General features: G+C 40.5%; 21 protein-coding genes and 1 other annotated feature. All 21 genes read left to right on the top strand.

Going from position 1 to position 24,109, the window contains the following annotated elements; all coding sequences use genetic code 11:
* Positions 1 to 114 precede the first annotated feature (114 nt).
* The 21 genes from L8T27_RS13970 to alaS all read left to right on the top strand — a co-directional run bounded on the left by L8T27_RS13970 (position 115) and on the right by alaS (position 24,058).
* Positions 115 to 291, top strand: a complete 177-nt coding sequence (locus tag L8T27_RS13970; RefSeq protein ID WP_233313038.1) for a hypothetical protein — start codon at positions 115 to 117, stop codon at positions 289 to 291.
* A 61-nt stretch (positions 292 to 352) separates the two neighbouring features.
* Positions 353 to 586, top strand: a binding site (T-box leader).
* Positions 587 to 685: 99 nt separating this feature from the next.
* Entirely contained in the window at positions 686 to 1,960 is a 1,275-nt protein-coding gene (gene hisS / locus L8T27_RS13965; RefSeq protein WP_237941742.1) for a histidine--tRNA ligase, read from the top strand.
* A gap of 35 nt (positions 1,961 to 1,995) precedes the next feature.
* Positions 1,996 to 3,774 (top strand): aspartate--tRNA ligase, encoded by a 1,779-nt coding sequence (gene aspS, locus L8T27_RS13960; protein ID WP_237941741.1) that lies wholly within the window; start codon positions 1,996 to 1,998, stop codon positions 3,772 to 3,774.
* Between the two features lie 176 nt (positions 3,775 to 3,950).
* Positions 3,951 to 4,712 (top strand): tRNA threonylcarbamoyladenosine dehydratase, encoded by a 762-nt coding sequence (locus L8T27_RS13955; RefSeq protein WP_233313041.1) that lies wholly within the window; start codon positions 3,951 to 3,953, stop codon positions 4,710 to 4,712.
* A 147-nt stretch (positions 4,713 to 4,859) separates the two neighbouring features.
* Positions 4,860 to 5,624 carry a hypothetical protein gene (locus tag L8T27_RS13950; RefSeq protein ID WP_233313042.1) on the top strand — a complete coding sequence of 255 codons (765 nt, stop codon included), beginning with the start codon at positions 4,860 to 4,862 and terminating at the stop codon, positions 5,622 to 5,624.
* 5 nt (positions 5,625 to 5,629) lie between these two features.
* Positions 5,630 to 6,016, top strand: a complete 387-nt coding sequence (locus L8T27_RS13945) for a GntR family transcriptional regulator (protein ID WP_233313043.1) — start codon at positions 5,630 to 5,632, stop codon at positions 6,014 to 6,016.
* Positions 6,009 to 6,704: an ABC transporter ATP-binding protein gene (locus L8T27_RS13940; RefSeq protein WP_233313044.1), complete on the top strand. Its 696-nt coding sequence runs from the start codon at positions 6,009 to 6,011 to the stop codon at positions 6,702 to 6,704. The genes L8T27_RS13945 and L8T27_RS13940 overlap by 8 nt, the downstream gene beginning before the upstream one ends.
* Positions 6,705 to 6,719: 15 nt before the next feature.
* Positions 6,720 to 7,637: an ABC transporter ATP-binding protein gene (locus L8T27_RS13935; protein ID WP_233313045.1), complete on the top strand. Its 918-nt coding sequence runs from the start codon at positions 6,720 to 6,722 to the stop codon at positions 7,635 to 7,637.
* Positions 7,637 to 8,590, top strand: a complete 954-nt coding sequence (locus tag L8T27_RS13930; RefSeq protein ID WP_237941740.1) for an ABC transporter permease — start codon at positions 7,637 to 7,639, stop codon at positions 8,588 to 8,590. The genes L8T27_RS13935 and L8T27_RS13930 overlap by 1 nt, the downstream gene beginning before the upstream one ends.
* Before the next feature lie 125 nt (positions 8,591 to 8,715).
* Positions 8,716 to 10,011 carry a replication-associated recombination protein A gene (locus tag L8T27_RS13925; RefSeq protein WP_237941739.1) on the top strand — a complete coding sequence of 432 codons (1,296 nt, stop codon included), beginning with the start codon at positions 8,716 to 8,718 and terminating at the stop codon, positions 10,009 to 10,011.
* Between the two features lie 41 nt (positions 10,012 to 10,052).
* On the top strand, positions 10,053 to 11,168 hold the full coding sequence (menC, locus tag L8T27_RS13920; RefSeq protein WP_237941738.1) for an o-succinylbenzoate synthase: 1,116 nt from the start codon (positions 10,053 to 10,055) through the stop codon (positions 11,166 to 11,168).
* A 106-nt stretch (positions 11,169 to 11,274) separates the two neighbouring features.
* Positions 11,275 to 12,429 carry a M20 peptidase aminoacylase family protein gene (locus tag L8T27_RS13915; RefSeq protein WP_233313049.1) on the top strand — a complete coding sequence of 385 codons (1,155 nt, stop codon included), beginning with the start codon at positions 11,275 to 11,277 and terminating at the stop codon, positions 12,427 to 12,429.
* A gap of 265 nt (positions 12,430 to 12,694) precedes the next feature.
* Positions 12,695 to 13,381 (top strand): YczE/YyaS/YitT family protein, encoded by a 687-nt coding sequence (locus L8T27_RS13910; RefSeq protein WP_237941737.1) that lies wholly within the window; start codon positions 12,695 to 12,697, stop codon positions 13,379 to 13,381.
* Entirely contained in the window at positions 13,378 to 13,797 is a 420-nt protein-coding gene (cymR, locus tag L8T27_RS13905; protein ID WP_233313051.1) for a cysteine metabolism transcriptional regulator CymR, read from the top strand. The genes L8T27_RS13910 and cymR overlap by 4 nt, the downstream gene beginning before the upstream one ends.
* Before the next feature lie 89 nt (positions 13,798 to 13,886).
* Positions 13,887 to 15,041, top strand: coding sequence for a cysteine desulfurase family protein (locus L8T27_RS13900; protein WP_233313052.1), 1,155 nt, complete (start codon positions 13,887 to 13,889; stop codon positions 15,039 to 15,041).
* Positions 15,042 to 15,099: 58 nt separating this feature from the next.
* Complete coding sequence (mnmA, locus tag L8T27_RS13895; protein ID WP_233313053.1) at positions 15,100 to 16,215, top strand: tRNA 2-thiouridine(34) synthase MnmA; 1,116 nt, start codon at positions 15,100 to 15,102, stop codon at positions 16,213 to 16,215.
* A gap of 145 nt (positions 16,216 to 16,360) precedes the next feature.
* Positions 16,361 to 17,008, top strand: a complete 648-nt coding sequence (locus L8T27_RS13890) for a tetratricopeptide repeat protein (protein WP_237941736.1) — start codon at positions 16,361 to 16,363, stop codon at positions 17,006 to 17,008.
* Between the two features lie 38 nt (positions 17,009 to 17,046).
* Positions 17,047 to 19,461 carry an SF1B family DNA helicase RecD2 gene (gene recD2 / locus L8T27_RS13885; RefSeq protein ID WP_237941735.1) on the top strand — a complete coding sequence of 805 codons (2,415 nt, stop codon included), beginning with the start codon at positions 17,047 to 17,049 and terminating at the stop codon, positions 19,459 to 19,461.
* Between the two features lie 245 nt (positions 19,462 to 19,706).
* Positions 19,707 to 19,895 (top strand): hypothetical protein, encoded by a 189-nt coding sequence (locus tag L8T27_RS13880; protein WP_233313056.1) that lies wholly within the window; start codon positions 19,707 to 19,709, stop codon positions 19,893 to 19,895.
* A gap of 84 nt (positions 19,896 to 19,979) precedes the next feature.
* A complete protein-coding gene (locus L8T27_RS13875) occupies positions 19,980 to 21,047 on the top strand; it encodes an AI-2E family transporter (protein WP_233313057.1) in 1,068 nt (355 codons plus the stop codon).
* Between the two features lie 377 nt (positions 21,048 to 21,424).
* The gene (gene alaS / locus L8T27_RS13870; RefSeq protein ID WP_233313058.1) at positions 21,425 to 24,058 is read left to right on the top strand and encodes an alanine--tRNA ligase; all 2,634 of its coding nucleotides are present in this window, start codon (positions 21,425 to 21,427) and stop codon (positions 24,056 to 24,058) included.
* Positions 24,059 to 24,109 lie beyond the last annotated feature (51 nt).

The raw sequence follows: 24,109 nt of genomic DNA, 5'->3' as shown, positions 1-24,109 counted from the left end.
GATAACTTTTCTCTTTTTCTTTTCAATTTTAGACAATAAATATAACATATGATGAAAAATTTTTTAACTCATGGGGATAATAATAGAAATTAACAAGAAAAAAGGGTGAAAACAATGAGATTTGGTGAAAAAAGCATAAAAACCCATGATGTAAGCTCGAAATTACTCGGTGTGGACTTTCATGATTTTATCGAAAAGGAAGCTAACTCGACAGCTGTTGAGCTTGCTTCAGAGTTTGGGTTATCTGTAGGCGAAGCAAGAAAACTGAAAAAGCAGGTTGGGAGATATTAAAGGGCTATTGACAATCAATTCATCTCTTATTATTATTAATAAAATAATAAGGGATAAATTAAAAAAGCCAATGAGGGAGAAAAGTAGTTAGGATACACATGAAAAGAGAGGAAATGCCAAAGGCTGGAAGCATTTCTGCATGATGACTTAATGAACGAACACTCCGTAGGTTTTCTTCTGAACATGTTTTTTAACATTACTAGGTATGAAACGTTAGCAGGCGTTAACTGCAAAGTGGAAGATGCATTTCTTCAATTAGGGTGGCACCACGGGATTCCAAAATCTCGTCCCTTGTATATTTCTTGATATACAAGGGGCGGGATTTTTTTGTTTGATTTTTTAAAATTGCCCATCCCTAATTCCGATACATAAGCCAATACAGGAGGATAATAATATGCAAATAAATATTCCAAGAGGAACGCAAGATATTCTGCCAGGCACAGTGGAAAAATGGCAATATATTGAAACGCGTATTAAAGAGCTTTGCGACAGATTCCAATATAACGAAATAAGAACACCTATCTTTGAGCATACAGAGCTGTTTTTGCGCAGTGTTGGAGATACAACAGATATTGTCACAAAGGAAATGTACACATTTGAAGACAGAGGAGAAAGAAGCCTGACACTCAGACCAGAGGGTACTGCTTCTGTCGTTCGTTCTTTTGTAGAAAATAAAATGTTCGGGTTGCCATCACAGCCAGTTAAGCTTTTCTATTTAGGACAAATGTTCCGTTATGAGCGTCCACAAGCAGGCCGTTTTCGCCAATTCGTCCAGTTTGGTGTAGAGGCAATCGGCAGCAAGGATCCTGCGATTGATGCGGAAGTAATGGCACTTGCCTATAGTGTATATGAATCACTTGGGCTTTCAAAGCTGAAGCTCGTTGTAAACAGTCTTGGTGATAAAGAAAGCAGACTTGCACACAGAGATGCACTAATCGGCCACTTTAAGCCAAGCATCGGCGAATTCTGCAGTGACTGCCAAAGCCGTCTCGAAAAAAATCCAATGAGAATTTTGGATTGTAAGAAAGATCATGATCACCCGTTAATGAAGTCGGCACCGTCGATCCTAGACTACTTGAATGAAGAGTCTAAACAATACTTTGAGAAAGTGAAAGCATATTTAACTGCCTTAAATATTCCTTTCGTAGTCGATTCAAATCTAGTAAGAGGCTTGGATTACTATAATCACACTGCATTTGAAATCATGAGTGAGGCAGAAGGATTTGGAGCCATTACGACACTTTGCGGAGGCGGTCGTTATAATGGGCTTACAGAAGAGCTTGGCGGACCGGAAGCACCTGGTATCGGGTTTGCGATGAGCTTGGAAAGATTGCTTGCAGCCTTAACAGCAGAAGGAATCGAATTGCCTGTTGAGAAGAAAATCGATTGTTATCTTGTTGCATTGGGAGAAGAAGCAAAGGATTATACGGTCGGACTTTTAAATGATTTGCGCAGAGCAGGCTTATCTGCTGAAAGAGATTATATGGACAGAAAAGTAAAAGCTCAATTTAAAGCTGCCGATCGCCTTCAAGCTAAATTTGTCGCTATTTTAGGCGAGGATGAGCTGAAGGAAAACAAGATTAATGTGAAGAGTCAGGAAACTGGTGAACAAAAACAAGTGAAGCTGGAAGAATTAGCGGCAGCGCTGCAAGATTTTCAAAGCTATTAAAAATAAATAGTAGGGAACTAAAAGGAGGATGAAATATGTTTGGAAGAACGTATTTTTGTGGTGAAGTAACAGAAAAGGCTATTGGCGAAAAAGTCAGCTTAAAGGGCTGGGTTCAAAAACGCCGTGATTTGGGAGGACTTATTTTCATCGATTTGCGTGACCGTACTGGCATTGTTCAAGTCGTGTTTAATCCAGAAATAAATAAAGAAGCAATTGAAATTGCAGAAAAAGTAAGAAATGAATTTGTTCTAGATATTAAAGGAACGGTTGTGGCAAGGCAGGAAGGAACAATCAATGAAAACCTGCAAACAGGTAAAATTGAGATTGTTGTAGACGAAATTATCATTCTGAACGAAGCAAAAACACCGCCGTTTGCTATCTCTGATAAAACAGACGTAGCAGAAGATGTTCGCTTAAAATATCGCTATTTAGATTTCAGAAGACCAGTTATGTTTGAAACATTAAAAATGCGTCATCAAGTAACAAAGATTATGAGAGATTATTTAGACAGCGAAGGCTTCTTGGATATCGAAACACCAATCCTTACAAAAAGCACGCCTGAAGGAGCAAGGGATTATCTTGTGCCAAGCCGTGTTCATCCAAATGAATTTTATGCATTGCCGCAGTCTCCGCAGCTTTTCAAACAGCTGCTGATGGTAGGCGGAATTGAGCGCTATTACCAAATTGCCCGCTGCTTCCGTGATGAAGACTTGCGTGCAGACCGTCAGCCTGAATTTACACAGCTTGATATTGAAACAAGCTTCTTAAGTCAGGAAGACATCATGAAAATGATGGAAAACATGATGGTGACAATTATGCGTGAAGTGAAAGGAATCGATGTTCCTTCACCATTCCCAAGAATGCCTTATGATGAAGCAATGGCACGCTACGGATCGGATAAGCCAGACACAAGATTTGAAATGGAGCTTACAGATCTGTCTGAAATCGTTAAAGACTCCAGCTTTAAAGTGTTTGCAGCTGCTGTTGAATCAGGCGGCCAAGTAAAAGCAATTAATGTGAAGCAAGCAAATGACAAATATTCTCGTAAAGATATTGATGCTTTGACAGAATTCGTGAAAGTTTATGGCGCGAAAGGCTTAGCATGGTTGAAGGCAGAAGAGGATGGATTAAAAGGTCCGATAGCAAAATTCATCTCAGAGGAAGAGCAAAAAGCGTTTGAAGCAGCACTTGCTATTGAACCAGGTGATCTGCTGCTGTTTGTTGCAGATAAAGCAAGCGTTGTTGCAGACTCATTAGGTGCACTTCGCCTTAAATTAGCAAAAGAGTTGAACTTAATAGACCCAGAGAAATTCAACTTCCTATGGGTGACAGACTGGCCGTTGTTTGAATTTGATGAAGAAGAGAACCGTTTCTATGCAGCTCACCATCCGTTCACAATGCCAAAACGAGAAGATATCGAACTGCTTGATTCCAATCCTAAGGCAGTTAAAGCACAAGCGTATGATATTGTATTGAATGGTTATGAGCTTGGCGGAGGATCACTTCGTATTTTCGAAAAAGATATTCAGGAAAAAATGTTCGGACTGCTTGGTTTCTCTAAAGAAGAAGCTTATGAGCAATTTGGTTTCCTGCTGGAAGCATTCGAATATGGAACACCTCCGCATGGCGGAATTGCAATCGGCTTAGACAGACTGATTATGCTTCTGTCTGGCAGAACAAACCTGCGTGATACAATCGCATTCCCGAAAACAGCAAGTGCAAGCTGTCTGTTGACAGATGCACCAGGCGAGGTTTCTCAAAGCCAGCTTGATGATTTGCATCTAGCACTTAAATCACCGAAAAAAAATGACTGATAAAAGAGGGCTGTCTAAAAGTGACAGCCTTTTTTTCCTGTCAACAGTCCTGAGGACAAGGGCTAGAACCTGTCAATAATTTATGTTATAGTACAAAAGGGTTTAAGAGTATAATACTAGAAAACATATGTATAATTCCTATTAACGTAAATCTAATAATGGAGTTGAAGAAATAGATGTTGCACCAGTTTTCAAGAAATGAATTAGCGATCGGTACAGATGGATTAGAAAAGTTAAAAAACAGCACGGTGGCAGTGCTAGGAATTGGCGGGGTCGGCTCCTTTTCTGCTGAAGCTCTGGCTCGTTCAGGAGTCGGAAAATTAATATTGATTGACAAGGATGATGTTGATATTACCAACGTCAATCGCCAAGTGATTGCATTATTGTCAACTGTCGGTCGTCCGAAAGTTGATATCATGAAAGAGCGCATTGCAGATATCAATCCAGATTGTGAAGTAATCGCACTGAAAATGTTTTATACAGAAGAAACTTATGAGGAAATCTTTGCATACGGCTTGGACTATGTTGTGGATGCATCTGATACTATTTCCTATAAAATTCACTTAATGAAGGAATGTTTACAAAGAAATATTCCTATTATTTCAAGTATGGGTGCAGCGAATAAGATGGATCCGACTCGTTTCCAAATTGCTGATATCAGCAAAACACATACAGATCCAATTGCTAAAGTTATTCGTCTTCGTCTGCGAAAAGAGGGAATCCGTAAAGGAATTAAAGTAGTCTTTTCAGATGAAAGCCCGATCGTAATCAGAGAAGATGTCCGCAAAGTGGTTGGGAAAGAAGATGCACCGATTCGCAAGGCAAAAATGCCGCCTTCTTCCAATGCCTTTGTTCCATCTGTTGCCGGTTTAATTATGGCAAGCCATGTGGTGAAGGAATTACTGGGGGACATTAAAATTAAGCGTGTAAATGACTAATATAAACGAAAGATCCTAGGCTATCGGCCTAGGATCTTTTTTTAGAGTAAAAATACTGGTTTAAATTTACAAATAACCTATTGCAGGCATTGGTGTATTAGTGTACTATCTAGATAGTACACTAATACAAAGTTTTGGAGGAAGAATATGAAAGCATTTAAAGGCTTGTTGAGGAAGGACTTAAAAATAACCATCGGCTATTTTTATACGATATTAATTTTTATGGCAATCGCCTATGCGGCTGGCTGGTTCCTTTCTGGTTATTACAGCACTAGCATGCTGGCAGGAACCATTTCGATTGCTTTAATTATTGCCCATGTTATTTATTTACCAGGGTCTTTGCTGACATCACTTAATTTGGAAGGCAAAACGCAATTGTGGCTCCATAATCCAGCAAGCAGTGTGCAATTATTGCTGTCAAAGCTTACGGCCTGTTCTATATTATCGTTATGCTCCGCTGTCCTTATAACCATTATTACCATTTTAAGTCTTTTGCCGATAGCAGAATTTCAAGAAATGTTTACTGCATTTGATATTGTATTTATGGCTGCGGCAATATGGTTAATCTCTTTTTACTTGAGCATCTGGGTCATCTTTTATTGGACTGTCTACCACAGTTTAGGAGCCATCCTATGGTTGAAGAAATTTCGCTGGATTATCCTCATTGCCTTTTTCTATGGATGGGAACTGTTAAAAGAACAGTTTGGGAAAATCAGCTTTATTAAAGATTTAAAAGAAATAGGGATGTTTAATTTAGGTAGAGCTTTTCAGATGGAAACAGGTATGAATTCCTTTCAAGCTACCTTTGAAGCAACAGACATTTCCGTGTTTGTCCTAGCAGGCTATTGTCTGACAGCTCTTGTTATTTTTTGGGTTTCGTCTTGGCTGTTAGATAAGAAAGTAGAGGTGTAAGCTGCATGGCAGATGACTACAAGCAATCACGGCCGATTTATATGCAAATTGTTGATCGGATTATGCGGCAGATTGCAAGACAGGAATTAAAGGTTGGCCAAAAGCTGCCTTCTGTACGGGAAATGGCCATTGATTCAGGAGTGAACCCAAACACAATTCAAAGAACCTATAGTGAATTGGAGAGGATGAATATCGTGGAAACGAGAAGAGGGCAAGGGACATTCATTACCGAAAAGAAGGAAGTGCTAGAGGAAGTGAAGAAAAAATTGCAGCTTGAACTTGTTGGCAGGTTTGTCGAGAGTATGAAGGAACTCGGAATATCAGAAGAGGAAATGATTGCAGAACTAAAAGCTGCATTTAAGCAGGGGGAGGAGGCTGAAAAGATTGATTAAATTAGAGAAAGTTACAAAAAAGTATGGCAAAGAAACAGCTTTAGAAGATGTTGATTTCTCTTTTCTGCCAGGGAAAATCTACGGCTTAGTCGGTGCTAATGGCAGCGGAAAATCAACAACCTTAAAACTTATTGCAGGACTCGTTCAGCCTTCCTCTGGAACTGTCACTGTAAATGGCAAACAGGTTAATCGAAAAATAGCAGCAGATGTATCGTATTTGACGGAATTAGATATGTTCTACGATGGTTTTACTGTTGCTGACATGATCAGCTTTTCTGCCTCGCAGTTTCAGGATTTAAACCTTGAGACGGCAACGGAGCTACTTCATTTCATGGAGCTTGATAAGGCCAAGAAAATTAAAGAGTTGTCAAAGGGCAACAGAGGAAGATTGAAGCTGGTTCTTTCTTTAAGCAGGCAGGTTCCAGTTCTGTTGCTGGATGAGCCGTTTTCCGGACTAGACCCGATGGTAAGAGATTCGATCGTTAAGGGGTTGCTCCATTATATTGATTTTGAAAAGCAGACAGTTATTATTGCTACACATGAGATTGCTGAAATAGAGCCAATTTTGGATGATGTTGTTGTTATCAATAAGGGACATTTAGCGGCGCATTTTCATGTTGACCAGCTGAAAGAAGAGCAAGGGTTGTCTATTGTGGAGTGGATGAAGAACAATATCAAACATTCATAAAAAAGGGGAGATAAAATGGGAAGCATTGTTGAACTGAAAAATGTTTCAAAGGTGATTAAAGGCAGGAAAATCATTGATAATTTAAGCTTTAATGTAGAAGCAGGTGAAGTGTTTGGATTTCTTGGCCCAAATGGTGCCGGAAAAACAACGACCATTCGAATGATTGTTGGCCTAATAAACATTTCAGCCGGTGATATTTTAATAAGCGGAAAAAGCATTACCAAGGAATTTGAAAAGGCTGTGCAGCATGTCGGTGCAATCGTAGAAAACCCAGAAATGTATAAATTCCTGTCAGGTTACGATAATCTAGTCCATTATGCTCGGATGACAAGAGGAGTAAGCAAGGAGAAGATTAATGAGGTGGTTGAGCTTGTCGGCCTGACAGATAGAATACGTGACAAGGTTAAAACCTATTCTCTTGGGATGAGACAGAGACTTGGACTTGCTCAAAGCTTATTGCATGATCCAAAAGTTCTAATATTGGATGAGCCGACAAACGGCTTAGATCCAGCAGGAATAAGAGAAATTCGCGACCATTTAAGAATGCTCGCCAGAGACAGAGGGATGGCCGTAATAGTTTCCAGCCATCTGTTGTCGGAAATGGAAATGATGTGTGACCGGATTGGTATTATCCAGCAAGGCAAACTGGTGGATGTCCAATTGGTGAAGGACTTTGTCAACAACACAGAAAAGCTCTATGAAGTGGAAATAGACCGTAGCGACGAAGCTTTAAGTGTTGTACGTGAGTATATGCCTGGCATAGAGGTGTCCAAAAGTGCTGCAGGCATAGAAATCCCAGTAACGAAAGAGCAGATTCCAGCATTGGTAAAACTTCTTTCGGGTCAGGATTTCTCCATTTATGGAATTAAAGAAGTTTCTAAGACACTCGAAGACAGATTCTTAGAAGTAACAAATGAGAAGGGGGAATTGTAATGCTGCAGCTGTTGCAAAATGAATGGATGAAGATATGGAAGCGTGCAGCCACACACGTAATGGTTGTCCTTTTGCTTCTAAGTGTAATCGCTATTGGAGCCATTACGAAATATCAGGAAAATGGATTATCTGTTCCTGACAATGAAAATTGGCGCCAAGGTTTAGAGATGGAAAACAAGGAATATCAAAAACAGCTCGATGAAGGAACAGTCTCCCCTGATTTAATTGAATATACAAGGTCACAGATTGCCATTAATGAATATCGATTAGAGCATGATATTACTACAAATGTGGATTACTCTGTGTGGGATTTTATATCAGATAGTTCAGAACTCATCTCCTTTGCCGGCTTGTTTACCATTATCATTGCAGCTGGCATAGTTGCAAACGAGTTTACATGGGGTACGGTAAAGCTGTTGCTAATACGCCCGATTGGAAGAGCCAAAATACTGTTTTCTAAGTATTTGTCCGTAATATTGTTTGGGGTATGTTTAATTTTGGTTCTATTTGGTTTTGCTTTATTGCTGGGCGCCATATTGTTCGGATTCCCAGAGAGCAGCACACCCTATTTAAATTATCATGACGGAAAAGTGACAGAACAAAGTATGATTCTCCATCTGTTAATAACATATGGACTGAATTCAATCGATCTGCTGATGATTACGACAATGGCGTTTATGATTTCGAGTGTATTCCGCAACAGTTCACTTGCTGTTGGAATCTCGATATTCTTAATGTTTATGGGCGGCACAGTGACCTACATGCTGTCGACAAAGTTTGAATGGGCAAAATATATTTTATTTGCTAATACAGATTTGACTCAGTATTTTGAAGGTACTCCATTAATGGAAGGCATGACATTAACATTTTCAATTGTAATGCTGTGTGTTTATTTCCTGATTTTTCACTTGCTTGCCTTTTTCGTATTCAAGAAAAGAGATGTTGCGGCATAAGTTAGGTTTTTGCGGATGGAATATAACCATCCGCTTTTTGGTGTTTCATCTAAACTTTTTCGTTTATGGGGTAAGTTGCGATATAATAGTTTTTAAAGAAGTGCGAGTAAAGAGGTGTACATATAGTGAATGGAGAACCACTAGCCTATCGAATGCGGCCGACTACCATTGATGAAGTAGTCGGGCAAAAGGATATAATCGGCAAACAAACAGGCTTATATAAAATGATTAAAAATGGTCATGTTCCGTCCATGCTTTTATATGGGGAGCCAGGCATAGGAAAGACCTCCATTGCCTTTGCGATTGCCGGTACGACGAAATTGCCGTTTATTGCCTTAAATGCGACAACAGCAGGCAAAAAGGATGTGGAGGCAGTCGTGGATGAAGCGAGATTAACAGGGAAAGTGCTGCTGTTTCTCGACGAAATTCACCGCTTCAACAAAGCACAGCAAGATTATTTGCTTCCCCATGTGGAAAGAGGGGATATCGTTTTAATCGGTGCAACTACTGAAAACCCGTATCATGATGTGAATCCTGCCATCAGAAGCCGCTGCGGGCAGATTAAGCAGCTTAAAAGATTGACAGATGTTGATATTGAGGAGCTACTTACTAGGGCTATTAAAGAAGAACGGGGTCTAGGTACCCTGTCGATAAAGATAAGTGATGAACAAATAAAAAAAATTGCCCAAGGAACGAATGGAGATGCTCGGAAATCCTTAACCCTTTTAGAGTCTATTGTCTATTCCTCTGATAAAGAAGAAGATACATTTGTTGTAACAGATGAAACAGTCGCACAAATGATTGAAAGAGTCGGAGTTTATGGAGATAAGAAGGGGTCTCATTTCTATAACCTTCTTTCCAGCCTGCAAAAGAGCATTCGCGGAAGCGATGTTGACGCAGCTCTTTATTATCTTGCTCATTTGCTCGAAACAGGTGATCTTGTTGCTGTTAACAGAAGACTGCTTGTAATTGCCTATGAAGATGTCGGTCTTGCGAAAACATCTGTAGGCAATAATGTACTTGCAGCCGTTACAGCAAGTGAGCGGCTTGGATTGCCTGAAGCAAGAATTCCTTTATCTGTTGCTGTTGTAGAAATGTGTTTATCTTCTAAATCAAATGCAGCCTATAAGGCCCTAGATGCAGCAATCGCTGATGTTAGGAGTGGCCATGTTGGGGATATTCCGATGCATCTCCGCGACGGCCATTATGCTGGAAGCAAAGCGCTCGGCCATGTTGGCTATGTGTATCCTCATGATTATCCAATCGGCACATTCGGCGGCTGGGTCAATCAAGAATATTTGCCAGAAAAGCTTAAAGGAACGCAATACTATCAGCCAACTGAGGCGGGAGAAGAGAAAAAGCTTAAGGCTATTTACGAACGGCTGGCAGGATTCCGGACAGAAAACGAGAAAAAACAATAAAGCTTTACCGAATTTAACGATTAAGGGACGTGTAGTTAGTTTTGAAGATTGAAAGAATCGAGCTTCTTCATCTAAAGATGCCGTTGCTGCATCCATTTGTAACAAGTATCGGGAGTTTAATGGAAAAGGACTTCCTGATTATTAAAATGTTCAGCGGCGGGCATGTAGGCTACGGAGAGTCCGTTGCTATGCCCAATCCAGGCTACAGTGAAGAAACTACAGGCACTTCTGTGCATATAATAGAAGAATTTTTAATTCCTCTTTTGTTTAGTAGCACCATTAACCATCCAGACGACGTTTCTAATATATTCGCACCAATCAGAAGAAATAATATGGCAAAAGCAGCATTAGAAGGAGCTGTTTGGGATCTTTACAGCAAAAAAATTGGAGTGTCCCTTGCCCATGCACTTGGCGGGACGAGAAAAAGCATTGATGTTGGCGTAAGCATTGGAATAGAGAAGTCGCTAGACGAGCTACTCTTGAAAATCGAAAGATATTTGGCAGATGGCTATAAAAAAATAAAAGTTAAAATAAAGCCAGGCTATGATTTGGAGCCATTGGCGAAAATCAGGGAGAAGTTCGGATTTGGGATTCCTCTTATGGCCGATGCGAATTCAGCATATTGCCTGCAAGATTTGACACATTTAAAAAAATTAGATGCATTCAAGCTGATGATGATTGAACAGCCTTTAGCCTTTGACGACATGATTGACCATGCTGTTCTGCAAAAGGAGCTAAGCACTCCGATTTGTCTGGATGAAAGTATCCATTCAGCTGAGGATGCCCGCAAGGCAATCGAGCTGGGCAGCTGCAGAATTATCAATTTGAAAATTGGCCGCGTCGGCGGTTTGACAGAAGCAAAGAAAATTCATGATTTATGTGATAATTATAATGTTCCTGTCTGGTGCGGAGGAATGCTTGAAGCTGGTGTCGGCAGGGCTCATAATATTGCTATAACCTCGCTTGCGAACTTTACAATTGCCGGTGACACTTCTGCTTCTGATCGCTATTGGAAGGAAGACATTATCCAGCCTGAGGTGATTATGTCTGCTCCAGGAAAAATAGCAGTCCCGACAAAGCCGGGCATCGGTTATGAGCTGAACGAGCAAGTGATTGAAAAATACTTATTAGGAAAAAAGACATTCACAAATAATTAATCAACATACAGCACAATCTCTTGCAATGCTAAGATTGTGCTCCTATGATTTGAAAACACAGAACATTCGGTATATTGGTTGGTAAACAGGGAGCGGAGGACGAACAGTGAAGGATAGAGTAATAGATTGGGTGAACAAAAAAGAAGTAGAAATAAAAGCGATGTATCATTATTTGCATGAACATGCAGAGATTAGCTGGGAGGAACATCATACAACAGCTTTTATATGCAAACAGCTTGATTTGCTAGATATACCTTATAAAACTTTTTCGGACCAAACAGGAGCAGTCGGCTATTGGGGCAATAACAGGACCGGACCAACTATCGGTGTGCGCACAGATATAGATGCATTATGGCAAAATGTCGACGGTGTATGGAAGGCAAATCATTCATGCGGCCATGATGCCCATATGACAATTGTACTCTTTACACTCAAATGCCTAAAAGAGCTTGGGGTACAACCGAGAGGAATGATTAAAAGTTTTTTTCAGCCTGCAGAAGAAACAGGCGGCGGTGCCCTTTCTTTTATCAATAAAAATTTATTAGATGATGTGGACTATTTACTTGGGCTTCATTTGCGGCCGATTCAGGAAATGAGGCATAATGAAGCATCTCCAGCTATCTATCACGGAGCAGCAGCGTCATTTAAAGGGCGGGTTTTTGGCTTGCAGGCACATGCCGCCCGTCATCATTTAGGAATAAATGTTATAGACAGTATTACGGCTATTAATACGGCAATCCGCGCTATACCGCTTAATCCTATCATACCTGCATCAGCAAAGATGACCTTCATTCAAGGCGGAGGGAAAAGCTTTAATATCATTCCTGATTATGCAGAATTCGGCATTGATGCGCGAGCACAAACGAATGAAGCAATGAATGACCTTATCGATAAACTAAAGAGGAGCATCTATCACGCTGGAGAAGCAAATGGAGCTAAAGTAGAGTTAGAGCTCTTGTCTGAGATGCCTGCAGCACAGAAGGATAATGCGATGGAAGAAGCAGTAGCAGGCAGCATTAAAGAAGTGCTTGGTAAAAAAGGACTTGTTCCGCCACCAGTTACACCAGGAGGCGAGGACTTCCATTTTTATGCAAAAAAATTAAAAAACCTACATTCGACAATGATCGGCTTAGGTACAGACCTAAAACCAGGCCTGCACCATCCAAAAATGTCATTTGAACTGGATAGTTTGCTAAATGGCATTAAAATTATGGCATTGTCTGTCATGAGACTGAATGAGTTTACTGCAGATGAAAATTAATGCAATGGCAGCTTTTTAAAAAAGCTGCCTGTTTGTCATGGAAATAACAAAAATACAGCCTTTAATACGAAATTTTACGTAAGCAACCACTTAAAAACCAAAAAAAAGACCAGAAATATGATATCCTATTGAATAGATAGGATATATCATATTCATAATGAAAGTATTAGTGTTGAAGCAAGCGGCGTGAAGAGGGAATATGTTATAATGCATATTGTTCAATTTGCTGCGGATATTTGTAAACATGTAAAGGTGGATATAAAGAATGGAAGCCACATTGAAGATGAGACAGCTTACATGGCGAACGGTAATATTCATTGTCGGCCTGCTTATCATGTCATTTGGAATTGTTCTTTTGATAGAAGCAGACTTAGGTTCTGCTCCGTGGGATGTACTGAATATCGGCTTGTACTACCAACTTGGTTTGACAATTGGGAGCTGGACGATCATTGTCGGCTTTTTTGTCCTTTTTGTAAGTGCAATCCTTTCCAAGTCAATCCCGCAGATCGGTGCATTTCTCAATATGCTGTTAGTAGGTATTTTTATTGATTTATTTTTAATGATGCCATTTATTAAGACACCTCCCACATTACTTGGCAGGGAAGTAATGTTTTTATTTGGTCTTGTTATCATGGCTTATGGAATGGGCTTTTATATCTCTGCGAACCTGGGAGCGGGGCCAAGAGACAGTTTGATGCTTGTATTATCACAAAAGCTTGGCTTAAGTATTTCTAAAACCAGGTTTATCATGGAGGCGGCTGTTCTGTTTTCAGGCTGGCTTATGGGCGGACCTGTATTTTGGGGAACGGTCGCATATGCGGTTATCATCGGTAAAATCGCTGGTTTCAGTATTCCGCAATGCCGGAAATGGACGGAATTGCTGCTGGCAAATGTGAAAAAATCACATCATCGACATAAAAAAATAGCTAATAATAGGAGTGCTGGTTTATGAAAATCTCAACAAAAGGCCGCTACGGCTTAACAATTATGATGGAATTAGCAAAAAAACATGGAGACGGTCCGATTTCCCTTAAGTCAATTGCACAGACAAATGACTTGTCAGAGCATTATTTAGAGCAGCTTGTAGCACCGCTCCGCAACGCAGGATTTGTCCGAAGCATCAGAGGAGCATACGGCGGCTATGTTCTTGGTGACGACCCGAAAAACATCACTGCAGGTGATATCATCCGCACTTTAGAAGGACCAATCAGTCCTGTTGAGGGGATTGAAAACGAGGAGCCTGCTAAAAAAGCTCTATGGATGAAAATCCGTGATGCAGTTAAAGAAGTGCTTGATTCCACAACAATTGAGGACTTGGCGAACCATAAAGAGGAAAATGATACAGATTCATACATGTTCTATATTTAATCGTTGAAACAAATAATTGGAAAGAATGTGCCTATCCTATTACTATAAGATAGTTGCTATTTAGAATAAAACTTTAGTAGGTGAAGAAGTTGGAACATATATATGTGGATCATGCGGCAACGTCGCCGATGCATCCTAAGGTTATCGAAAGAATGCATGAAGTGATGCAATCGATTTATGGAAATCCTTCAAGCATTCACACATTTGGAAGACAGGCCCGAAAGATTATTGATAATGCCAGAGCCAGCCTTGCATCAAGCATAGGAGCGCAAGAGTCGGAAATCATTATCACAAGCGGCGGGACAGAAGCGGATAACCACGCAATATTTGGAGTGGCTGAAAGCTATCAACATCTTGGGAAACATATCATAACAACAGAAATTGAACATCACGCAGTTTTGCATGCATGTGAGGAGCTGGCGAAAAAAGGTTTTGATGTTACCTATCTTCCTGTTAATGAATTTGGTGTGATTGATCTTGATGTGTTGAAAAAGGAATTGCGAGACGATACTATACTTGTGACAATTATGTATGGAAACAATGAAGTTGGCGCAATCCAGCCTATTGCTGAAATAGGAGAAGTCCTAAAAGACCATCAGGCCCTTTTCCATACAGATGCTGTCCAAGCCTACGGTATGGAGGAAATTGATGTGAAGAAGCAGCATATCAATCTTCTGTCCGTTTCTTCTCATAAAATCAATGGCCCTAAAGGAATTGGTTTCCTTTATATTGAAAATGGCATTCAGCTTTCACCACGCTTATTTGGCGGTGAACAGGAAAGAAAGCGCAGAGCTGGTACGGAAAATGTTCCAGCAGTAGCAGGCTTTCAACTGGCCGCAGAAATCGCCATTTCTGAGAGACAGGAAAAAAAGCAAAAGTATGAAAGCTTTAAAAAAACGCTTGTTCAAACATTGGAAGAAAATAAAATTGAGTTTGTGCAAAACGGATTAGTTGAAAATATGCTGCCACATGTTTTAAACTTAAGCTTTCCTGGAACAAATGTAGAGGCACTGCTCGTAAATCTAGATTTGGCAGGCATTGCTGCTTCAAGCGGTTCTGCTTGTACAGCAGGCTCTATCGATCCTTCCCATGTACTCGTAAGCATGTTTGGCGAGAACTCAGAAAGGACGAAGAACTCTATTCGATTTAGCTTCGGGTTATACAATACAGAAGAACAGATCAAAAAGGTCGGATCTGAGCTGTCTAAAATCGTGCAAAGATTAACAGGCAATAAGCTTATCTGACTAGCTTGAACTGTATTCTTCCAAATAGATAGGACTATGGAATACAGGGGGGAATGAAATGGAAAAAGCACCAAAAGATACACGCGTAGTTGTCGGCATGTCAGGTGGAGTCGATTCCTCTGTTGCTGCACTGCTTTTAAAAGAGCAAGGCTATGACGTTATCGGCATATTTATGAAAAACTGGGATGATACAGACGAATTCGGCGTCTGCACAGCAACAGAGGACTATGAGGATGTTATCCGTGTCTGCAATCAACTGGGTATCCCTTATTATGCGGTCAATTTTGAAAAGCAATATTGGGATAAAGTATTCACTTACTTCCTTGATGAATATAAGGCAGGAAGAACGCCAAACCCTGACGTTATGTGCAACAAAGAAATCAAGTTCAAGGCGTTTTTAGAGCATGCAATGAGTCTTGGCGCAGATTATTTGGCTACAGGGCATTATGCGCAAGTTGTCAGAGAAGATGGCAAAGTCCGCATGCTGCGCGGCAAGGACGAAAATAAAGATCAAACGTATTTCCTTAACCAATTGACAGAAGAGCAGTTAAGCAAGGTTATGTTCCCAATTGGCGGGATGGAAAAATCAAAGGTGCGGGAGCTGGCTGCTAAAGCGAACTTAGCGACGGCAACGAAAAAGGACAGCACAGGTATCTGCTTTATCGGCGAACGGAACTTTAAGGAGTTCTTGAGCGGTTACTTGCCTGCACAAAAAGGAAATATGGAAACATTCGATGGCAAGGTTGTTGGTAAACACGATGGTTTAATGTACTATACAATCGGGCAAAGACACGGTCTTGGCATCGGCGGAAGCGGTGATCCTTGGTTCGTTATCGGCAAAGACTTGCAAAGAAATGTGCTGTATGTAGGTCAAGGGTTCCATCATGATATGCTTTACTCTGACAGCATTATTGCTGATAATGTGAGCTGGGTTTCTAATGATTCAACTCCAAAAACATTCGAATGTACAGCTAAATTCCGCTATCGTCAACCAGATAATAAAGTGACAGTGGAACTGCTCGATGATTCGAAAGTGAAAGTAACTTTCCATGAACCAATTCGTGCAGTTACGCCAGGACAAGCAGTTGTCTTCTATCAAGGAGAAGAATGCCTTGGCGGCGGAACAATAGATAAAGTGTACCGCAACAACGAGCAATTAACATATGTAGGCTGATAAAAAAAGAGAAACTTGCTGCTTTTCCTTTGGAATTAAGCAGCTGTTTCTCTTTTTTTTAAGAAAGAAATGCAGAGTGAATTGGAAGATTTCCATTAGGCTAAAATATGCTATACTTTTAGTGAGAAACGGAGTGTGTTTATAAGTGGAGACAAATCAATTAGGAATTAAATATATGCAAGAAGGCAAATTTGAAGAAGCAGCAAAAGTGTTTATGGAAGAAATTGAAAAGAACCCTGCTAACGCAGTATCATATGTTAACTTTGGAAATGTGCTGTCAGCGTTGGGTGATTTAAGCAGAGCTGTTTCCTTCTATGAAAAAGCGATAGAAATTGATCCAGATATGGCCGCAGCTTACTATAGTGCAGGAACAGTCTATTTTGAACAGGAGGAGCTTGAGTCTGCTAAAGCGATGTTCGAGACAGCACTTGAGAAAGGACTCGAATCGAGTGACAACTATTTCATGCTGGGCATGACATATATTGGGTTGGAAAAATCGATTCTTGCTATTCCCTTTCTGCAGCGTGCCGTTGAGCTGAACAGTGAGGATGCAGAAGCATTGTTCCAGCTTGGTTTATGCCTTGCGCAAGGGGAATATATTGATGAAGCAATGGAGAAATTTACAAGCTGCATTGAGTTAGACCCAGAGCATGCAGATGCTTATTATAATCTTGGTGTTGCATATGGATTTAAGGAACAGGAAGAAAAAGCGCTTGAGATGTTTAACAAAGCATTGGAAATTCAGCCTGATCATCAGCTGGCTCAAATGGGAAAACAAATTCTCGGAGGCTGATTGTATTTTAAAAAATTTAAAAGAGGGGGGAGAAAAAATTGGAAGAGCAAAATTCACTGGATCTTTTCGAGGAGCAGGGTAAGTATGTGAAGGGGCGCCATCTTGTCACGATATTTCACAACGAAGATAATCTTTATACCGTGCTCAGGATAAGGGTAGATGAAACGAATGACAGCTATGAAGATAAGGAAGCCGTTGTCACAGGATATTTGCCGAAGATGCATGAAAATGATACATATACATTCTTTGGTGAATTTAAAGACCATCCCCGCTTTGGACTCCAATTCCAGGTCTCCTCTTTCCGAAAAGAGATGCCGCAGACAAAACAAGGGGTTATCACCTATCTGTCTAGTGAGCTATTTAAAGGAATCGGCCAGAAAACAGCAGAGAACATCGTGGACACTTTAGGGGAAAATGCCATCTCTAAAATTTTGAATGAACCATCTTTGCTTGATACTGTTCCCAAACTTCCTCCAGACAAGGCGAAGCTTCTTTATGATACGCTCATGCAGAATCAAGGGCTGGAGCAGGCGATGATATCGTTGAATCAGTATGGTTTCGGGCCGCAGCTATCCATGAAAATTTACCAGACTTATAAGGAAAACACATTGGAGGTTATCCAGTCCAACCCTTATAAGCTTGTAGAGGATGTAGAAGGAATCGGTTTTGGTAAAGCAGATGACTTAGGCTTTCAGATTGGCCTGATTGGCAGCCATCCTGACAGAATTAAAGCAGGCTGCCTCTATGTGCTCGAGCTTGGCAGCAGCCAGGAGGGACATGTCTACCTGGAAGCAGAATATGTGCTGAACAGAGTAAAGGATCTTCTCGAGGAAAATAAACAGGAGCAAGTAGACTTTTCAGCTATTGCAGACCAGATTGTCTTGCTTCAGGAAGAAAAGAAAATCATCGTCGAAGATAAGAAGATTTTCCTGCCTTCCCTTTATTACTCAGAAAAAGGCCTTGTCCGGCATATTAAAAGAGTGATGGAACAGCAGGAATACGAAGATCAGTTTCCAGAATCGGAATTTTTGCTTGCACTCGGAAATTTGGAAGACAGGCTTGGAGTTCAATATGCACCATCACAAAGGGAAGCCATCCAAACAGCACTGATGGCGCCGATGCTTATGCTGACAGGCGGACCGGGGACAGGAAAAACCACGGTTATAAAAGGGATTGTAGAGCTTTATGGTGAACTGCATGGCTGCAGCCTTGATCCGAAGGATTACAAAAAGGAAGAACCTTTTCCTTTTATTTTAGCGGCTCCCACAGGAAGAGCGGCTAAAAGGATGACAGAATCGACTGGTTTACCTGCTGTCACCATTCATCGTCTGTTAGGCTGGAACGGAAGCGGCGGTTTTGACAAGGACGAGGAGAATCCTCTTGAAGGAAAAATCATTATTGTTGATGAAACCTCCATGGTTGATATTTGGCTAGCTTTTCAGCTGTTTAAAGCATTGCCAGCCAATATTCAAGTCATTCTTGTCGGAGATGAAGACCAGCTTCCGTCTGTTGGACCAGGCCAGGTGCTGAAGGATTTGCTGGCATCAAGCTGCATTCCGACAGTCCGGCTTTCTGATATTTACAGGCAGAGTGAAGGTTCTTCTATCATTGAACTTGCTCATGAGATAAAGGACGGCAGATTGCCAAGTAATTTAACTCAGCAGCAAACAGACAGGTCCTTCATTAAATGTGCCTCTGGACAAATAGCACAGGCTATTGAGAAGGTTGTCCTCAACGCGAAGAAAAAGGGCTATGCGCCAATGGATATTCAAGTTCTGGCACCGATGTACAGAGGCCCTGCAGGAATAGACCGGCTCAATGTCATTCTCCAGGAAATATTGAACCCAAATCCAGATGGAACACGTAAGGAATTGAAGTTCGGCGATGTTAAATACCGAATTGGCGATAAGGTGCTGCAACTCGTTAATCAGCCAGAAAACAATGTCTATAATGGAGATATGGGAGAAATTGTATCCATCTTTTATGCAAAGGAAAATACAGAAAAACAAGACATGGTTATTGTCTCCTTCGATGGAATTGAAGCAACTTATACTAGGCAGGATTTAAATCAAATTACCCATGCTTATTGCTGTTCTGTTCATAAGTCCCAAGGTAGTGAATTTCCAATTGTTATTATGCCGATTGTAAAAAGCTACTATAGGATGCTGCGGAGAAACTTAATATATACCGGCATTACAAGAAGTAAACAATTTTTAATATTGCTTGGCGAAGTGGATGCGATGGAAATAGGGGTAGGCCGAAATGATGAGCTGAACCGCCAAACTTCCCTGCAGGAAAAGCTGAAAGAAGTCTTTTCGCAAAGTGATGCAGATATCGAGGCAGCAGAAGAAGATGTTTCCTTGTTTTACAGTGATCGGATAATGGAAATTGATCCGCTTATCGGAATGGAGAATGTTACTCCATATGATTTTATGCCAGCTCAAGAAAGCTGACACAATAAACGATTAGTGGAAATGTTTGTATCACATTGTTTTTATATAAAGAAGCAAGCTATAGATGTCATTCTAAAGGAATGGCATCTGTTTTTTTTGAGAAGAAAACAGCATTAAAAAGCCGGCTCCTATAAAAAAAGCTATGAGATGTTTATTTATGGTAAGAATTGGACACACTGGAAACACCAGTGACAACCATTTTGAGAAATGGCTGTCTATAAACTTATTGTTAGAGGTGTTTTCAGATGTTAGTCTGTCCAAATTGCCAAAGCAAAGATATCGGGAAAATTGGAATCAGCCAGTATTATTGCTGGAACTGTTTTATTGAGCTGTCATTAGTAAAAGGGGTTATCCATACACATCAAGTGGAAGAGGATGGAAGCCTTAGTTCATTAGATGACTTGTTCGAGGAAGACAATCGCAGATACAGTTAAGAAATCAGGAGGCGTGTAATTCGCCTCCTTTATTTGTATAAATTACCTCCTTTTCACACAAATTATGGGTGGGAGGAGTGTAGAATGGAAATAAGAGTAAAGTGGTATTATCGCTTAGCATTTACACTATTGCTGTTTATTGTAGTTTTTATCTTTTTTAAATTATCTCCAATTTGGACTCCAATCTTGCAGCTGTTGATGAAGGTGATATTTCCTTTCGTCCTTGGTGCATTTATTACCTATTTGCTTCATCCGATTGTTGAAAAAATCCACGAAATGGGACTGCATCGCGGCCTTGCTGTGGCATTTATATATATCCTCTTTTTTGGAGGAGTCGGCTATGGACTTTATAAGTGCATTCCGATTTTCATTGAGCAGATGAGAGAGCTGACAGAAAATGCGCCAGAGCTTGCAAACCAGTACAGAAGCTGGATTGACTATATACAAGAGCGAACAAGGGCATGGCCTGATAATTTGCAGACGAAGGTTGATAAAGGGATTGAATCTTTTGAAGTTAAGCTGGATGGATTGCTGACAAAGCTTATTAAAGGTATCATGGGTTTTGTTAATTCATTCGTAATTATGATGTTAATACCGTTTATTTCTTTTTACATGTTAAAGGATATTGAAGCAGTAAAAAGAGCGGCCTTGCTTTTAACTCCTAACAAATGGCGTGAAAGCAGTGTTTTATTTTTGAAGGATGTAAATCAGTCTTTGGGCAGCTATATAAGAGGACAGCTGCTAGTTTGTTTTATCATTGGCAGTCTATCATCGATTTCCTTTTATTTTTTTGATTTAAAGTACCCGCTAGTATTAGGAATAATCATTGGAATTACCAATGTTATTCCTTACTTCGGACCCATTATAGGGGCAATTCCAGCCGTTATAATTGCAAGTACAATGTCTGTTAAGATGCTGATCATTGTTGTTATCATCATTGTAGTGCTGCAGTTTTTGGAAGGTAACATCCTTTCGCCCTTTATTGTTGGGAAAAGCTTGCATATGCATCCTCTATTTATTATGTTTGCCCTGCTCCTTGGTGGAGAGGTAGGCGGTATTGTCGGAATGGTAGTAGCAGTTCCTGTCCTTTCTATTTTGAAAGTAGCAATCATGCATTTGCACGTTCATTTTGGAAAAACCACTAATCCTTAGCATTCTTAAGTGATTCACATGTTGACAATTGCAGAGAAAAATCAGTATAATTCGAGAGAAGAACATAGTGACAAAATGATGATAGAATCAAGTAGATTATAGTCCACTTTAGGCGTATGCTAAATAGAGAGGTGTTCCCGTGGCTGAAAGGAACATAAGTGAAGGATAGTCGAAAGCTAATTCTTGAATGCAGTTAATACCTGCCGTCCATCCGCGTTAAGGAGATTTGAGAAATGGCAGTGTTTTGCCATAAATCAGGGTGGTACCACGAGCATACTTTCGTCCCTGTCCAGGGATGGGGGTTTTTTTTATGCTTTAAAATTATTACTCCTAATCAATATTTAAGGAGTCATACATAGTAAGGAGGCAAACTTTTTATGAAAGTATTAACAGGGGCAGAAATTAGAAGAAAGTTCCTTGATTTTTTCCAAGAAAAAGGGCATAGTGTGGAACCTAGTGCATCATTAGTTCCTCATGAAGATCCTTCTTTGCTTTGGATCAACAGCGGTGTTGCAACATTGAAAAAATATTTCGATGGCCGTGTAATCCCGGAAAATCCGCGAATTACAAATGCACAAAAATCAATTCGCACAAATGATATTGAGAATGTCGGAAAAACCGCAAGGCACCAAACATTCTTTGAAATGCTTGGAAACTTCTCAATTGGAGATTATTTCAAAGAGGAAGCAATTGATTGGGCTTGGGAGTTTTTAACAGACGACAAGTGGATTGGTTTTGACAAAGAGAAACTATCTGTCACAGTGCATCCTGAGGATGAAGAAGCATATGCGTTATGGCGCGACAAAATAGGGATTCCTGAAAGCCGCATTATTCGTTTAGAAGGAAACTTTTGGGATATCGGGGAAGGTCCAAGTGGGCCGAATACAGAGATTTTCTATGATCGTGGTCCAGAATACGGAAATGATTTAAATGACCCAGAACTATATCCAGGCGGCGAAAATGACCGTTATTTAGAAGTATGGAATCTTGTTTTCTCTGAATTTAACCATAATCCAGATGGAACATACACACCACTTCCAAAGAAAAATATTGATACAGGGATGGGACTTGAGCGCATGGCTTCTGTTGTGCAAAATGTTCCAACCAATTTTGATACAGATCTTTTTACACCAATTATTGCGGCAACAGCACAAATTGCTGATGTGAAATATGGTGCAGATAAGGAAACAGATGAAGCATTTAAGGTAATTGCTGACCATATTCGTACAGTTGCATTCGCAGTAGGTGACGGAGCATTGCCTTCTAATGAGGGCAGAGGATATGTTTTAAGAAGATTGCTGCGCAGAGCTGTCCGCTATGCGAAAAAGATCAATATCCACCGCCCGTTCATGTTTGAGCTAGTACCTGTTGTTGGTGAAATCATGTTTGATTACTATCCGACAGTGAAAGAGAAAGCCGACTTTATTCAAAAAGTAATGAAGAGCGAAGAAGAGCGCTTCCATGAGACATTGAATGAAGGTCTCTCCATTCTTGGGGAAGTAATGGAAAAGGCGAAGAAGTCTAACAGCTTGGTTATTTCAGGTGAAGATGTATTCCGTCTTTATGACACATATGGTTTCCCTGTAGAATTGACAGAGGAATATGCAGAAGAGCAAGGCATGAAAATTGACCATGAAGGCTTTGAGAAAGAAATGGAAAGCCAGCGTGACCGAGCTCGTAAGGCACGTCAAGAAGTGGGAAGCATGCAAGTTCAATCGAGTGTTCTTGGGGAAATCAAAGTGGAAAGTGAATTCGTTGGCTATCAATCTCTAACTGCTTCTGCTGTTGTATCTGCTTTGCTAGTAGATGGAGAGGTAGTAGAGAAAGCAGAAGAAGGCCAAGAAATCCAGTTCATTTTGGATAAGACACCATTCTATGCGGAAAGCGGCGGACAAATTGCAGACGCTGGAACCATTTCATCAGAAGCTGTTACTATTTTGGTCCAAGATGTTCAAAAAGCACCAAACGGACAAAACCTGCACCGAGGCATCGTGCAATCAGGTGTTATAACAGTTAATGACGAAGTGGAAGCTGCTGTTGACAGAAGCAACCGTTCAAAAATCGTTAAAAACCATACGGCAACACATTTGCTTCATCAAGCATTAAAGGATGTGCTTGGAACGCATGTTAACCAAGCAGGTTCTCTAGTACAAACAGACCGTTTGCGTTTTGACTTCTCTCATTTCGGGCAAATTACAGCAGAAGAGCTTGAAAAAATTGAAAAAATCGTTAATGAAAAAATTTGGGAAAGTATTGCTGTTCAAATTGATTATAAAGATATCGAGGAAGCAAAAGCGATGGGAGCAATGGCTTTATTCGGCGAAAAATACGGAAAAGTTGTTCGTGTTGTTCAAGTTGGCGATTACAGCCTTGAGCTATGCGGTGGGTGTCATGTTGATAACACATCCACAATCGGTTTGTTCAAAATAATTTCAGAAGCTGGTATTGGTGCAGGTACAAGAAGGATCGAAGCTGTAACAGGACAAGCTGCTTACCAGCAGTTGACAGATCAGCTTAACATCTTGAAGGATGCAGCAAGCAAGCTGAAAACAAACCCGAAAGATGTCGGCACTAGAATTGAGACAATTCAAGCAGAGCTGAAACAGCTTCAGCGTGAAAACGAGTCGCTTGCAGCAAAACTAAGCAACATTGAAGCAGGCAACCTAGTTGACCAAGTAAAAGACGTTAATGGAGTTAATGTTCTTACAGCAAGCATTAAAGGTGTGGACATGAACAACTTGCGCACAATGGCTGATGACTTGAAGCAAAAGCTTGATTCTGGAATCATTGTTCTTGGCAGCGTAAATGAAGATAAAGTAAACTTAATTGCTGCTGTTACGAAAGACTTGATGGACAAAGGTTACCATGCTGGTAAGATCATCAAAGAAGTGGCAACACGCTGCGGCGGTGGCGGCGGAGGACGTCCGGACATGGCTCAAGCTGGCGGAAAAGACCCTCAAAAATTGCAAGAAGCGCTAAACTATGTTGAGGAATATATCAAATCCATTTGATAATGTGGGCAAGTAGTGTAAAATGTAGGTATCAATTAACAGAATCTGTCT

The sequence above is a fragment of the Niallia sp. Man26 genome, from assembly GCF_022049065.2.
Classification (GTDB): domain Bacteria; phylum Bacillota; class Bacilli; order Bacillales; family Cytobacillaceae; genus Niallia.
The sequence above is the reverse complement of the archived record's forward strand: the minus strand, read 5'-3'. Positions and strand labels throughout refer to the sequence as shown.

What these genes read in the sequence shown, in the direction of transcription:
- mnmA (WP_233313053.1), top strand. Translation starts at nt 15,100, where the DNA reads ATGGAAAAAGCACCAAAAGATACACGCGTAGTTGTCGGCATGTCAGGT.
- L8T27_RS13970 (WP_233313038.1), top strand. Translation starts at nt 115, where the DNA reads ATGAGATTTGGTGAAAAAAGCATAAAAACCCATGATGTAAGCTCGAAA.
- L8T27_RS13955 (WP_233313041.1), top strand. Translation starts at nt 3,951, where the DNA reads ATGTTGCACCAGTTTTCAAGAAATGAATTAGCGATCGGTACAGATGGA.
- L8T27_RS13935 (WP_233313045.1), top strand. Translation starts at nt 6,720, where the DNA reads ATGGGAAGCATTGTTGAACTGAAAAATGTTTCAAAGGTGATTAAAGGC.
- L8T27_RS13950 (WP_233313042.1), top strand. Translation starts at nt 4,860, where the DNA reads ATGAAAGCATTTAAAGGCTTGTTGAGGAAGGACTTAAAAATAACCATC.
- alaS (WP_233313058.1), top strand. Translation starts at nt 21,425, where the DNA reads ATGAAAGTATTAACAGGGGCAGAAATTAGAAGAAAGTTCCTTGATTTT.
- L8T27_RS13875 (WP_233313057.1), top strand. Translation starts at nt 19,980, where the DNA reads ATGGAAATAAGAGTAAAGTGGTATTATCGCTTAGCATTTACACTATTG.
- aspS (WP_237941741.1), top strand. Translation starts at nt 1,996, where the DNA reads ATGTTTGGAAGAACGTATTTTTGTGGTGAAGTAACAGAAAAGGCTATT.
- L8T27_RS13880 (WP_233313056.1), top strand. Translation starts at nt 19,707, where the DNA reads ATGTTAGTCTGTCCAAATTGCCAAAGCAAAGATATCGGGAAAATTGGA.
- cymR (WP_233313051.1), top strand. Translation starts at nt 13,378, where the DNA reads ATGAAAATCTCAACAAAAGGCCGCTACGGCTTAACAATTATGATGGAA.
- L8T27_RS13910 (WP_237941737.1), top strand. Translation starts at nt 12,695, where the DNA reads ATGGAAGCCACATTGAAGATGAGACAGCTTACATGGCGAACGGTAATA.
- hisS (WP_237941742.1), top strand. Translation starts at nt 686, where the DNA reads ATGCAAATAAATATTCCAAGAGGAACGCAAGATATTCTGCCAGGCACA.
- L8T27_RS13945 (WP_233313043.1), top strand. Translation starts at nt 5,630, where the DNA reads ATGGCAGATGACTACAAGCAATCACGGCCGATTTATATGCAAATTGTT.
- L8T27_RS13930 (WP_237941740.1), top strand. Translation starts at nt 7,637, where the DNA reads ATGCTGCAGCTGTTGCAAAATGAATGGATGAAGATATGGAAGCGTGCA.